Source organism: Microbacterium jejuense, assembly GCF_019511665.1.
Lineage (GTDB): Bacteria > Actinomycetota > Actinomycetes > Actinomycetales > Microbacteriaceae > Microbacterium > Microbacterium jejuense_A.
On record NZ_JAEUAW010000004.1, the window covers coordinates 42,094 to 54,548 of the forward strand.

Consider the following 12,455-nt stretch of genomic DNA (forward strand, 5'->3'; position numbering starts at 1 on the left):
CCGGAAACGGGATGCCATGGCATCCCGTTTCCGTGCGTTTCGGCGTCCCTCACCACGGCTTGCACTCGATAGGGTCGAGTGCCAGAATGATTTAGCACTCACGTTTGTTGAGTGCTAATACCCAAAGCCAACGTTCCGGAGGGACGACACACACATGGCAAAGATCATCGCTTTCGACGAGGAGGCCCGTCGTGGCCTCGAGCGCGGCCTGAACACCCTGGCCGACGCCGTCAAGGTGACGCTCGGCCCGCGCGGTCGCAACGTCGTGCTCGAGAAGAAGTGGGGCGCCCCCACGATCACGAACGACGGCGTCTCGATCGCCAAGGAGATCGAGCTGGACGACCCGTACGAGAAGATCGGCGCGGAGCTCGTCAAGGAGGTCGCCAAGAAGACCGACGACGTCGCCGGTGACGGCACCACCACCGCGACCGTCCTCGCCCAGGCGCTCGTGCGCGAGGGCCTGCGCAACGTCGCGGCCGGCGCCGACCCCATCTCGCTCAAGAAGGGCATCGAGAAGGCCGTCGCCGCCATCACCGCCGAGCTGCTCGACTCCGCCAAGGAGGTCGAGTCCAAGGAGCAGATCGCCGCGACCGCCTCGATCTCGGCCGCCGACCCCGAGATCGGCGCGCTCATCGCCGAGGCCATCGACAAGGTGGGCAAGGAGGGCGTCGTCACCGTCGAGGAGTCGCAGACCTTCGGCACCGAGCTCGAGCTCACCGAGGGCATGCGCTTCGACAAGGGCTACATCAACCCCTACTTCGTCACGGACCCCGACCGCCAGGAGGCCGTGTTCGAGGACCCGTACATCCTCATCGCGAACCAGAAGATCTCGAACATCAAGGACCTTCTGCCCGTCGTCGACAAGGTGATCCAGGACGGCAAGGAGCTCGTCATCATCGCCGAGGACGTCGAGGGCGAGGCTCTCGCGACGCTCGTGCTCAACAAGATCCGCGGCATCTTCAAGTCGGTCGCCGTCAAGGCCCCCGGCTTCGGCGACCGCCGCAAGGCGCAGCTGCAGGACATCGCGATCCTCACGGGCGGCCAGGTCATCACCGAGGAGGTCGGTCTCAAGCTCGAGAACGCCACCCTCGACCTGCTCGGCCGTGCGCGCAAGGTCATCGTCACCAAGGACGAGACCACGATCGTCGAGGGCGCCGGTGACACCGCGCAGATCGAGGGTCGCGTGACCCAGATCCGCCGCGAGATCGAGAACACCGACAGCGACTACGACCGCGAGAAGCTGCAGGAGCGCCTCGCCAAGCTCGCCGGCGGCGTCGCCGTCATCAAGGCGGGCGCGGCCACCGAGGTCGAGCTCAAGGAGCGCAAGCACCGCATCGAGGACGCCGTCCGCAACGCGAAGGCCGCCGTCGAGGAGGGCATCGTCGCCGGTGGTGGCGTCGCCCTCATCCAGTCCGGCAAGAAGGCCCTCGAGGCCCTCCAGCTGTCGGGCGACGAGGCGACCGGCGCCAACATCGTGCGTGTCGCGATCGAGGCTCCGCTCAAGCAGATCGCCCTGAACGCCGGTCTCGAGCCGGGTGTCGTGGCGAACAAGGTCTCGGAGCTCCCGCTCGGTCACGGCCTCAACGCCGCCACGGGCGAGTACGGCGACCTGTTCCAGCAGGGCATCATCGACCCCGCCAAGGTGACCCGTTCGGCGCTGCAGAACGCCGCGTCGATCGCGGGCCTGTTCCTCACGACCGAGGCCGTCGTCGCCGACAAGCCCGAGAAGGTCGCGGCCCCGGCCGGCGACCCGACGGGTGGCATGGACTTCTGATCCAGCCCACTCGCTGACGCGAATCGCGGATGCCCCGGCCCATTGGGTCGGGGCATCCGTCGTCTGCGCGGCGGACGCCGGGGCTCAGCGGAACAGGCTGGCGGCCGCGAGCTCGGTGTCGGCGTATTGCCGGCCGGCGGCCGCGAGGGCCGCGTTGATGCTCGCGAGCGACTCCTCGACCTGCCGCTGCGTGCCGCGCCACTGCTCGACCACGCCCGCGAACGCGGCCGACGCCGTGCCCGTCCACGAGCCCTGCAACTGCGTCAGCTGAGCGAGCATCGCGTCGGACTCCGCCTGCAGCCGGTCGATCGTGCCGCGCACGGATGCGGTGGAGGTGAGGATGGAATCGCTGTCGACGGTGAAGACGGCCATGAGGGCTCCTGACGTGTCACGCGGCGGCCGGATGCCGAACCCGCTGTGCCCGTCACGCTAGGCGCTGCCGCCGCCGCGGGAGGCGGCATCCCTCGCCGTCGGCCCGTTCTGTGCACAACGGGCGCTGACGGGGGCTCTGGGGAGGAGGCGCCGCGTCAGTCCGCGAGGCCGGGCGGCCGCTTCAGGGGCTGGGTCGGGATCGACGCGTGCTCGGCCGCCTCGCGCGCGTCGGCGAGCGGGAACGAGACGCGGAACGTCGCCCCGCCTCCCGGCGTGTCGATCACCTCGACCGTTCCGTGGAGCGCCTCGACGATGGACGCGACGATCGACAGACCCAGACCGGAGCCGCCGGTCTCGCGGGTGCGCGACGTGTCGGCACGCCAGAAGCGCTGGAAGATCTTCTCCTTGATCTGGTCGGGCACTCCCTCGCCGTGGTCGACGACCTCGATCCAGCCCATGCGGCTCGTCGCGTCGACACCGACGCGCAGGTCGATGGGAGAGTCCTCGGCCGAGTAGCGGCGAGCGTTGCCCAGCAGGTTCGTCACGACCTGGCGGATCCGGTTCTCGTCGCCGAGGACGACGGGAACCAGGGCGCCGGCAGGCGCCGTCGGCTCCTGCTCGGGGACGATGGGCGGAAGCTCCGCAGCGCTGCCGTTCGCCTGCGTCGCGGGGAGCGGCTTGGGTCGCCGGCGCAGCATCGACAGCGTGGCGCCGGCGCGCGAGATCGCCGACGGCGGCGTTCCGCGGCGCTTCGACTCGGGTGCCGCCGTCACCTCGGTCACGCGCGGGGGATCGGGATCGATGAGCGTCGTGTCGAGCACCGTGACGGGGCGCATCGGGGCGGCGGCGCGGACGTCCAGTGCGGCATCCCTCGCCACCGGGCGCAGGTCGACCGGCACGATGACGACGTCGCGGCGCTCGTCGAGGCGTGCGAGGGCGAGGAGGTCCTCGACCAGCACGCCCATGCGGATCGCCTCCTTCTCGATGCGGTCCATCGACTGCGCCACGTCCTCCTCGCCGCGCACGGCGCCCATGCGGTACAGCTCGGCGTAGCCGCGCACCGTCACGAGCGGCGTGCGCAGCTCGTGGCTCGCGTCGCCGATGAAGCGCCGCATCTGCCGCACCGTCGCGTCCCGTTGCGAGATCGCGCCGTCGACCCGGTCGAGCATCGCGTTGATCGCGGTCTTGAGACGGCCGACCTCCGTTGACTTCGGCTCGATGTCGGTCATGCGCTGGGTGAGATCGCCGGCGGCGATGAGGTCGGCGGTCGCCTCGACCTGGCCGAGGCTGCGGAAGGTCAGCGTCACGAGAAACCGCGTCGCGAAGGCCCCGACGATGAGGATCACGAGCGCCAGGATCGAGTAGATGCCGAGGTAGTTGGCGATCGTGCGATTCACACCCGCGAGTGGCATGGCGACGAGTTGCGGATAGTAGAGTCCGCCGTCCGCATACTGCTGATTCGACTTCACGGCGAGGAAGGACGCCTCCCCGTCCTCCGATGTGAGTTCGTAGGGGTCGAGCTCATACGTCTGCGCGTCGGTCAGCGTGAGAGTCTGCGGTACCGCCGGCAGCGGCCCCCCGCCGCGACCGCCGCCGATCGCGAGCAGGTTGTCGTGGTCGCGGGCCGGGTCGTAGATCGCCACGAAGTAGTCGACCGAGACCGGGTTCTCTTTCGAGGTCACGGTGAGCTGGCCGTCCTCGATGGAGAAGTCGAACAGCGGAGCGCCTGCCTCCGTTCGTCCGAGAGCGACGAGCTGCGTCTCGACGCCGTCGATCAGCGAGTTGCGCAGGAACACCGCCGTGCCGACGCCCGCGGCGATCAGCCCGACCGCCAGGAGCGCGACAGTGACCCCGGTGACCTTCGCGCGAAGACTGGTTCCGCGCCACCACCGGGTGATCGCGTCAGGCTTCTGCGCCAGGTCGTCCCCCTGCTCGTCGTGCCGGTGCTCCGGCTAGGCGGTCTTGCCCGCCTTCAGCATGTAGCCGAAGCCGCGCTTGGTCTGGATGAGCGGCTCGGTCGAGTGCGGGTCGATCTTGCGGCGCAGGTAGGAGATGTAGCTCTCGACGATGCCGGCGTCGCCGTTGAAGTCGTACTCCCAGACGTGGTCGAGGATCTGCGCCTTCGACAGCACGCGGTTGGGGTTGAGCATGAGGTAGCGCAGCAGCTTGAACTCGGTGGGGCTCAGGTCGATCGAGACGTCGCCGACCTGCACGTCGTGCGTGTCCTGGTCCATCGTGAGCTCGCCGGCCCGGATCACCGACTCCTCGTCGGCCTGCATCGTGCGGCGCAGGATGGCCTGGATGCGGGCCACGATCTCGTCGAGGCTGAAGGGCTTGGTGACGTAGTCGTCGCCGCCCGCGTTGAGGCCGGTGATCTTGTCTTCGGTCTCGTCCTTCGCGGTGAGGAAGAGGATCGGAGCGGTGTACCCGGCCCCGCGGAGCCGCTTGGTGACACTGAACCCGTTCATGTCGGGCAGCATGACGTCGAGGATGATGAGGTCGGGTTCCTCCTCGAGGACCGCCGAGATCGTCTGGGCGCCGTTCGAGACGGCCCGGACCTGGAACCCGGCGAATCGCAGGCTGGTGATCAGCAGGTCGCGGATGTTCGGTTCGTCGTCCACGACGAGGATGCGCGGTGCGGTCATGGGCCCATTATGTCGGCGTATGCCATGTCGTGCCTGGATATCGGCTACTCCGCCGCGAATTCGCTCAGGGCGCGGATGCGCGGATCTCGACGCAGCAGCGGCCTTCGGCGGGCGCGAGCACAGGCGTGCGCTCGTCGTCGGTGGCGGCGGCGAGCCCGCGCACGAACTCCAGGTTCGCCTCGCAGATCAGGGTCGTGTGCCGGCGTGCGAGCACGTGGAAGGGGCAGTTCTCGAGCACGAGATCCGTGGATGCCGCACCCTCGGGCTGCCCGTCGCGCGGGGCATAGCCGCGCGCGGTGAGAGCGGCTTCGAGCCGGCCGGCTCCCGCGCCGATCGCCGCTCCGGCGGCGAACGCCTCGGACGCGAGCGCGTCGCGGACGGGCACGCCGGTCTCGTCGGCCTTCTCGGCCGCAGCGGCCAGCAGGTCGCCGACGAGCTCGTAGTGGCGCTCGGGGATCGTGGCCGATAGCTCGGTGTCGGTCGCGCGATAGAGCTTCGCCGGACGGCCGGCGCCGGGTCCTGTGCGACCCGAGCGCCGCGCGTACGAGACCGTCAGGAGGCCGGCATCCACGAGCCTGTCGAGGTTGAGGGCGACCGTGCTGCGGGGGATGCCCAGGGCTGTCGCGGCGTCGTCGCGGCTGATGGCGTGGTCGGCGGCCAGCCGGTACAGGTCGCGTCGCTGCGGGTCGGTGAGCGCGGCGACGGCGTCGGCCCGGTTGGGCGTCGGCGAGAGCGGCGATGATGTGCTCACGGAGGGGAGTCTACCTCTAAAAACATAAAGCTTGACAAAAGAATTGACCGGTTCTAGCGTCGGGCTCAGACGCAGTCCCCGGCGGAGGCGAAGGAGCACGACATGTCGACCACGGCGCAGGCGGCCGCACTTCACGCGCTGCCCGATGACGAGGCGCCGGACCGCGAGCGTGCGATGGCCGCAGTCGCTGAACTGCTCGTCGCGCTCGGGCACGATCCCGACGCCGGCGATCTCGCCGAGACCCCGCGCAGAGTCGCCGACGCGTTCCTCGAGCTGCTCACGCCGGAGCCCTTCGAGATGACGACGTTCGCGAACGAGGAGGGCTACGACGAGCCCGTCGTCGTGCGCGGCATCCCGTTCGTCTCGCTGTGCCGGCACCACCTGCTGCCCTTCCGCGGCACCGCGACGGTGGGCTATCTGCCCGGCGATCACGTCGTCGGGCTCTCGAAGCTCGCCCTCGTCGTCTCCCATCACGCGCGCGCCCTGCAGGTGCAGGAGTCGCTCACGATGCAGATCGCACGAACGCTCGAGGGCGCCCTGGCCCCGCGCGGCGTCGGGGTGGTCATCGAGGCCGAGCACCTGTGCATGTCGGTGCGCGGTGTGCGCGCAGACACTGCGCTGACGACGACCACCTGCTTCCGCGGCGAGTTCGCGGACGCACCCGCCCTGCAGGCGCGCTTCACCGGGGCGTGACCGCCGCAGCCACGAGAGAGGAGTCGTGATGACGCACATGCTGATCATCGGCGGAGGGCTCGCCGGCGGCACCGCCGCCGAAGCGCTGCGCGACGAAGGCTTCGACGGCGACCTCACGGTCGTCGCGGCAGAGGCGCATCCGCCGTACCAGCGGCCGCCCCTCTCGAAGGGCTACCTCGCGGGCGACGAAGGGTTGGATGCCGTCATCCTGCATCCCGCCGAGTGGTATGCCGATCGCGGCATCCGTCTTGTGACGGGCGTGTCGGCGACGTCGCTCGACCCCGGCGCCCACACTGTCGAGCTCGAGGACGGTGAACGCCTCGCGTACGACGCGGTGCTGCTCGCCACCGGCGCGACGCCGCGCATGCTCCGGCTGGACGGCCACGACCTGCCCGGCGTCGTGACCCTCCGCCGGCTCGACGACTCCGACGCGCTCGCCGCGCAGCTGCGCGAGGGCGGCACGAAGCTCGTGGTGATCGGCGGGGGCTGGATCGGCATGGAGGTCGCGGCCACCGCCCGCGGGTTCGGCAACGCCGTGACGATCCTCGAGCGCGACCCGGTGCCGCTCGCCGCGGCGCTCGGCGCCGAGATGGGCGAGGTGTTCCGCCGCCTCCATGTCGAGCACGGCGTGGACCTGCGCACCTCGGTGGGCATCGACCGCATCGTGGGCGATGGGCGCGCTCAGGGCGTCGTGGTCGACGGAGAGACGGTCCCGGCCGACCTCGTGCTCGTCGGCGTCGGAGCGGCTCCCGACACCGCGCTCGCCGAGGCGGCGGGTCTGCGGCTGAACAACGGGATCCTCGTCGATTCCGCGCTGCGCACGAGCGCCCCCGACGTCTACGCGGCGGGCGACGTGGCGAACGCCTTCCACCCGGTGCTGCAGCGCCACCTGCGCAGCGAGCACTGGGCCAATGCCCTGAGCGCGGGCAAGGTCGCCGCACGGTCGATGCTCGGGCTGCCGGCATCCCTCGACGACATCCCGTACTTCTACACCGATCAGTACGACCTCGGCATGGAGCTGTCGGGCTACGCGCCGCTCATGACGGATGCCGCGCTCGTCGTGCGCGGAGACCTCGAGGCGCGCGAGTTCATCGCCTTCTGGACCGACGCCATCTCGTCGGGAGAAGAGGGGCGGGTGGTCGCCGGCATGAACGTCAACGTGTGGGACGTGAACGAGCAGGTGCAGGAGCTGATCCGCTCGGGCGTGCGCATCGACCCGGCACGGCTGAAGGACCCCGAAGTGCCGCTGGAGGACCTGCTGCCGTGACTGTGCTGACGGATTGCGTGCTCGACGTGCCGGGCGGGGCGCTCGACCTGTCGCAGCACGTCGCGGTCATGGCGATCGTGAACCGCACGCCCGACTCGTTCTACGACCGCGGCGCGACGTTCGCGCTCGATGCGGCCGTGGCCGCCGGGGTGGCGGCGGTCGAGGCGGGCGCCGAGATCGTCGACGTCGGCGGAGTGAAGTTCGCGCCGGGACCACCCGTGCCCGTCGAGGACGAGATCGCCCGGGTCGTGCCGGTCGTCCGGGAGCTCGCCCCGCTCACGCGCGTGAGCGTCGACACCTTCCACCCCGGTGTGGCTGCCGCGGCGATCGACGCGGGCGCCGCGATCATCAACGACACGACAGGCCTCCACGATCCGGCGATGGCCGACGTGATCGCCGCCGGCGGGGCCGGGGTCGTGATCGCCCACAGCCTCGCGGCGCCGCGCACGCAGCATCCTCTTCCGCACTACGACGACGTCATCGGCGACGTCGCCGCGTTCCTCGCCACGCGTCGCGACCTGGCGCTGGAGCGAGGCGTGCCGCTGGAGCGCATCGTGCTCGACCCGGGGCACGACCTCAACAAGAACACGCGGCAGTCGCTCGAGCTCACGCGGCGACTGGGCGAGCTGGCGGGGATGGGATCCCCGCTGCTGGTCGCGCTGTCGAACAAGGACTTCGTCGGCGAGACGCTCGACCGCGAGCGCGGCGACCGGCTGCCCGGCTCGCTCGCCGCCGCGGTGTACTGCGCGCTGCACGGCGCGCGGATCATCCGCGCGCACAACGTGCGCGAGACCGTCGACGCGATGCGCATGGTCGAGGCGATCCTCGGCTGGCGCGACCCCGCCTACGAGCTGCACAACACGCGCCCCGAGGGGAACGACTGACATGCCCACGCGCTCCGAGCTGTTCGACGCATACGCCCTGCACGGACGCGACGGCACGCGCGTGCGCATGAACTTCGTGTCGTCGGCCGACGGCGCGGTGACCCTCGGCGGTCGCAGCGGTGCCCTCGGCGGCGGCACCGACCGTGCGCTGATGCAGGTGCTGCGGGCGATGGCGGACGTCGTGCTCGTCGGGGCGGGCACGGTGCGGGCAGAGGGGTACGGCGGGGTGCGCGTGCGCGACGGCGACCTCGAATGGCGCCGTTCGCGAGGGCTGGAGGATCAGCCGGCGCTCGCGGTGGTCAGCGGCGAGCTGCGTCTCGAGCCCGGTGATCCCGTGTTCGCGGAGGCGGTGCGGCGGCCGGTTCTGGTCACGACGGATGCCGCGGCCGACGCGCGTGGGTCGCTCTTCGAGCCGGTGGCCACGGTGATCGCGTGCGGCGGCGACGCGGTCGACCTCGGCATGATGCTCGACGCGTTCGTCCGCCGCGGCTGGACGCAGGTGCTGTGCGAGGGCGGGCCGCACCTGTTCGGCGCGCTGCTGGCCGATGGCCTCGTCGACGAGGTGTGCGTGACCGTGGCGCCGCGCTTCGTCGGCGGCGAGGCGGGCCGCATCGTGCAGGGCGTGGCGGAGGGTGACCGCCGGTTCGCGCTCGCGGGCGTCGTCACCGATGACGAGGGCTTCGCCTTCCTGCGGTACGCGCGCTGACGCGGCCGAAGCGAGCGAGTCCGCCCGGTTCCGGGTCGTCAGCGCGGATCGAGGGCCGAGCGCACGACGAGCTCGACGGTCGGGCGGATCGGCAGGTCGGGCGCGACGGTGAGCCGGTTCACGATGATCCCGGCGCACGTGGCGAGCAGCGACCGTGCGGCGAGGTCGGGCGCCGGTGCGCCGAGGAGTCGCAGTCGGTCGCGCGTCCACTCCTCGAACATCGACCGCTGTGTCGTGACCGCCGGCTGGGCGCCAGGAGCGGCTGTCGTCTCGAGGAAGAGCGCGTACCGGGCGCGTGTGCGGACCGCGTTGCGCCCCGTGGCGTCTTCCAACAGGAGCGTCAGCACGTCGATGACCTCGTCCGGCGTGGCCGCCGGTGCCATCGCCGTGGTCAGATCCGCGCGCTCCTGCTCCGCGATCCACACTACGACGCCGGCGACGAGGGCGTCCCGGGTGCGGAACCAGTTCGACGTCGAGCCACGGGGAAGATCGGCGTCGGCGTCCACACGAGCGTGGGTGAGTGCGCGGACCCCCTGTTCGCCGACGAGCCGCACGGCGGCTTCGAGGGCCCTGTCGCGTGTCGTCGCCATGAGCACGACCTTAGCAGGAGTTACTACGAATATAGTGACAGCTCACTACGAACGTAGTATCTTGTGCGCATGGGGTATATCGTGCTCGTCGCCGGACTCGTCCAAGCGGCGGTCGGTGTCGCTCTCCTGCTGTCGTGGGCGCGACATGCCCGCGGGCGCGACGCCGGGCTGATCGTCACCCATGTCGTGGCGATGCTGGGGTTCTTCGTGCCGTGGGCGCTCTTCATCGCGACGGGTGAGCCGCTGTGGGCATGGGCGGGCTTCGCCGTTCTGGTCCTGTTCATCGGCTTCGGCGACACCGAGGTGGTCCGCCGCACGAGCCGCGACCGCGGTGTGACGAAGCCGCGACTGCGGGACTACTGGCGATCCATGATCGCCGTCTGCGCCGGACGGTACGGGCACGCCCTGCAGTTCCACACGCTCTTCAGCGCCGCCGTGTTCTTCCCCGCCCTGGGCGTGGCGATCGCCGCGACGGCAGGGGTGTGACCTGCGGCGCGCAGACATCGAGTCCGAGATCGGCGACAGAGAAGGGACGATCATCATGAGTCAGACAGAAGAGGGCAGCGCTCTCGCAGTGCGGGCGCAGCGTGAGCTGCGAGCGACGGCGGACGACGTGTTCGACGCGCTGGTCGATCCCGAGAAGCAGAAGAGATGGCTGTCTCCGCTCGGCGCAGACGAAGGCGGTGTCGAGACGTCGGTCGACCTGCGCGTCGGCGGTGCGTGGGAGGCCAGCTTCCGCCCCGATCCTGAGACGCAGGTGCACGACGTGCAGACGTACGTCCGGATCGACCGGCCGCATCGGCTGGTCACGGACGTCGTCTCGGAGTCGGTCATCGGCGGTCAGCCGATGCCCACGCTGAGGTCGCGCATCGACATCACACTCACGCCGACGGAGGCGGGCACGATGATGACCGCCGAGCAGACGGGCTTCCCGAGCGCGCAGATGAGGGACTTCTTCGAGGCCGCGGTCTGGCCGTCCGCGTTCGACCGCATCGAGGGCTATCTCGGGAGCCGGTGATCGGCGTCTCCCCGTGCAGCGGGGGAATGCCGCGACCTCCTGCGGGGGCAGGTGGCGGCATCCCGCATCCGACCGGCGCTACGCCGCGAGGGAGTGGGCGTCGAGGATCGTGTAGGCGTAGCCCTGCTCGGCGAGGAAGCGCTGGCGGTTCTGCGCGAAGTCCTGGTCGACGGTGTCGCGGGCGATGAGCGTGTAGAAGCTCGCCGTGTGGTTGGACTGCTTGGGGCGCAGCAGGCGCCCGAGACGCTGGGCCTCCTCCTGGCGCGACCCGAAGGATCCCGACACCTGGATGGCGACGGATGCCTCGGGCAGATCGATCGAGAAGTTCGCGACCTTCGACACCACGAGCACCGAGATGTCGCCCACGCGGAACGCCTGGTAGAGCTCTTCGCGCTCGTCGACGGGGGTCTGACCCGTGATCTTCGGGGCGTCGAGCGCCTCGGCGAGCACGTCGATCTGGTCGAGGTACTGGCCGATGATGAGGATGCGCTCGCCCTCGTGCCGCTCGACGAGCTGCTTCACGACGCCGATCTTGGCCGGTGCCGTCGCCGCGAGGCGGTAGCGCTCGTCGTCGGCGGCGGCCGCGTACTCCAGGCGGTCGTAGGCGGGGAGGTCGACACGCACCTCGTAGCAGACGGCGGGGGAGATGAAGCCCTGGGCCTCGATCTCCTTCCACGGCGCGTCGAACCGCTTGGGTCCGATGAGGCTGAACACGTCACCCTCGCGGCCGTCCTCGCGCACGAGCGTCGCGGTGAGGCCCAGGCGGCGACGCGCCTGCAGGTCTGCGGTGAGCTTGAACACCGGCGCCGGCAGCAGGTGCACCTCGTCGTACACGATGAGGCCCCAGTCCAGTGCGTCCAGCAGCGCGAGGTGGGCATACTGGCCCTTCCGCTTCGCCGTGAGGATCTGGTACGTCGCGATCGTGACGGGCTTGATCTCCTTGGTCTGCCCCGAGTACTCGCCGATCTCCTCGGGTGTGAGCGACGTGCGCTTGAGCAGCTCGTCGCGCCACTGCCGTGCGCTCACCGTGTTGGTGACGAGGATGAGGGTCGTCGTCTTTGTCTCGGCCATCGCGGCCGCACCGACGAGGGTCTTGCCGGCGCCGCAGGGCAGCACCACGACGCCCGAGCCGCCGTCGGTGAAGATGTCGACGGCCTTGCGCTGGTACGGCCTCAGGTTCCATCCGTCCTCTTCGAGGTCGATGGGATGCGGGGTGCCCGGCGTGTAGCCGGCGAGGTCCTCCGCGGGCCAGCCGATCTTGAGCAGCTCCTGCTTGATGTGCCCGCGCGCCCACGCGTCGATCACGAACGCGTCGGGGGAGGGGCGGCCGATCAGCAGCGGCTGGATGCGCTTGTTCTTCGACACCTCGGCGAGGACGGCGGCGTCCGTCGACCGCAGGATGAGCTCGCCGCCCGACCCGTCCTCGGCGACAGAGGCGCGCTCGATGACGAGGCGGCCGTAGCGGCCCACCGTCTCGGCGATGTCGATCGACACCGAGGGCGGCACCGGGAACCGCGACCACCTGTCGAGCGTCGCCAGCATGTCGTCGGCGTCGTGACCGGCTGCGCGGGCGTTCCACAGCCCGAGACGCGTGATCCGGTACGTGTGGATGTGCTCGGGCGCGCGCTCCAGCTCCGCGAAGATGGCGAGCTCGTGCCGCGCGCTCTCGGCATCCGGATGCGCGACTTCGAGCAGCACCGTGCGGTCGCTCTGGACGATGAGGGGTCCGTCAGCCATAACGAGCCAGTCTACCGG

Annotated in this window: 13 protein-coding genes; 7 read left to right on the forward strand and 6 right to left on the reverse strand. The window is 70.3% G+C overall.

The window, feature by feature from the left end; translation table 11 throughout:
- Positions 1-154: 154 nt before the first annotated feature.
- Entirely contained in the window at positions 155-1,774 is a 1,620-nt protein-coding gene (gene groL / locus JNB62_RS06180) for a chaperonin GroEL (RefSeq protein ID WP_220300000.1), read from the forward strand.
- Between the two features lie 84 nt (positions 1,775-1,858).
- On the opposite strand, the gene JNB62_RS06185 is transcribed toward groL, so the two are convergent.
- The 4 genes from JNB62_RS06185 to JNB62_RS06200 all read right to left on the reverse strand — a co-directional run bounded on the left by JNB62_RS06185 (position 1,859) and on the right by JNB62_RS06200 (position 5,542).
- Positions 1,859-2,146 (reverse strand): WXG100 family type VII secretion target, encoded by a 288-nt coding sequence (locus JNB62_RS06185; RefSeq protein ID WP_220300001.1) that lies wholly within the window; start codon positions 2,144-2,146, stop codon positions 1,859-1,861.
- A gap of 155 nt (positions 2,147-2,301) precedes the next feature.
- Positions 2,302-3,942, reverse strand: a complete 1,641-nt coding sequence (locus tag JNB62_RS06190; RefSeq protein ID WP_308291737.1) for a sensor histidine kinase — start codon at positions 3,940-3,942, stop codon at positions 2,302-2,304.
- 156 nt (positions 3,943-4,098) lie between these two features.
- A complete protein-coding gene (locus tag JNB62_RS06195) occupies positions 4,099-4,791 on the reverse strand; it encodes a response regulator transcription factor (RefSeq protein ID WP_018172550.1) in 693 nt (230 codons plus the stop codon).
- Positions 4,792-4,855: 64 nt separating this feature from the next.
- Positions 4,856-5,542, reverse strand: coding sequence for a helix-turn-helix transcriptional regulator (locus tag JNB62_RS06200; RefSeq protein ID WP_220300002.1), 687 nt, complete (start codon positions 5,540-5,542; stop codon positions 4,856-4,858).
- A 102-nt stretch (positions 5,543-5,644) separates the two neighbouring features.
- Between JNB62_RS06200 and folE the strand changes: the two genes are divergently transcribed.
- From folE to JNB62_RS06220, 4 genes are read left to right on the forward strand one after another with little or no spacing between them, the layout of a single operon-like run.
- Positions 5,645-6,235, forward strand: coding sequence for a GTP cyclohydrolase I (folE, locus tag JNB62_RS06205; RefSeq protein ID WP_220300003.1), 591 nt, complete (start codon positions 5,645-5,647; stop codon positions 6,233-6,235).
- Positions 6,236-6,263: 28 nt separating this feature from the next.
- Positions 6,264-7,502, forward strand: a complete 1,239-nt coding sequence (locus tag JNB62_RS06210) for an NAD(P)/FAD-dependent oxidoreductase (protein WP_220300004.1) — start codon at positions 6,264-6,266, stop codon at positions 7,500-7,502.
- Positions 7,499-8,386 carry a dihydropteroate synthase gene (gene folP / locus JNB62_RS06215; protein ID WP_220300005.1) on the forward strand — a complete coding sequence of 296 codons (888 nt, stop codon included), beginning with the start codon at positions 7,499-7,501 and terminating at the stop codon, positions 8,384-8,386. Before JNB62_RS06210 ends, folP begins: the two co-directional genes overlap by 4 nt.
- Before the next feature lies 1 nt (position 8,387).
- Positions 8,388-9,092 carry a pyrimidine reductase family protein gene (locus JNB62_RS06220; RefSeq protein WP_220300006.1) on the forward strand — a complete coding sequence of 235 codons (705 nt, stop codon included), beginning with the start codon at positions 8,388-8,390 and terminating at the stop codon, positions 9,090-9,092.
- Between the two features lie 38 nt (positions 9,093-9,130).
- Here JNB62_RS06220 and JNB62_RS06225 read toward each other — a convergent pair whose 3' ends face one another.
- Entirely contained in the window at positions 9,131-9,682 is a 552-nt protein-coding gene (locus JNB62_RS06225) for a TetR/AcrR family transcriptional regulator (protein WP_220300007.1), read from the reverse strand.
- A gap of 69 nt (positions 9,683-9,751) precedes the next feature.
- Here JNB62_RS06225 and JNB62_RS06230 point away from each other — a divergent pair, with 69 nt between their 5' ends.
- Both JNB62_RS06230 and JNB62_RS06235 read left to right on the forward strand, forming a co-directional pair.
- Positions 9,752-10,168: a hypothetical protein gene (locus tag JNB62_RS06230; RefSeq protein ID WP_220300008.1), complete on the forward strand. Its 417-nt coding sequence runs from the start codon at positions 9,752-9,754 to the stop codon at positions 10,166-10,168.
- Positions 10,169-10,223: 55 nt separating this feature from the next.
- Positions 10,224-10,700 (forward strand): SRPBCC family protein, encoded by a 477-nt coding sequence (locus tag JNB62_RS06235; RefSeq protein WP_220300009.1) that lies wholly within the window; start codon positions 10,224-10,226, stop codon positions 10,698-10,700.
- Positions 10,701-10,778: 78 nt separating this feature from the next.
- Here the strand turns inward: JNB62_RS06235 and JNB62_RS06240 are convergent, their stop codons facing one another.
- Positions 10,779-12,437, reverse strand: coding sequence for a DNA repair helicase XPB (locus JNB62_RS06240; RefSeq protein WP_220300010.1), 1,659 nt, complete (start codon positions 12,435-12,437; stop codon positions 10,779-10,781).
- Positions 12,438-12,455 lie beyond the last annotated feature (18 nt).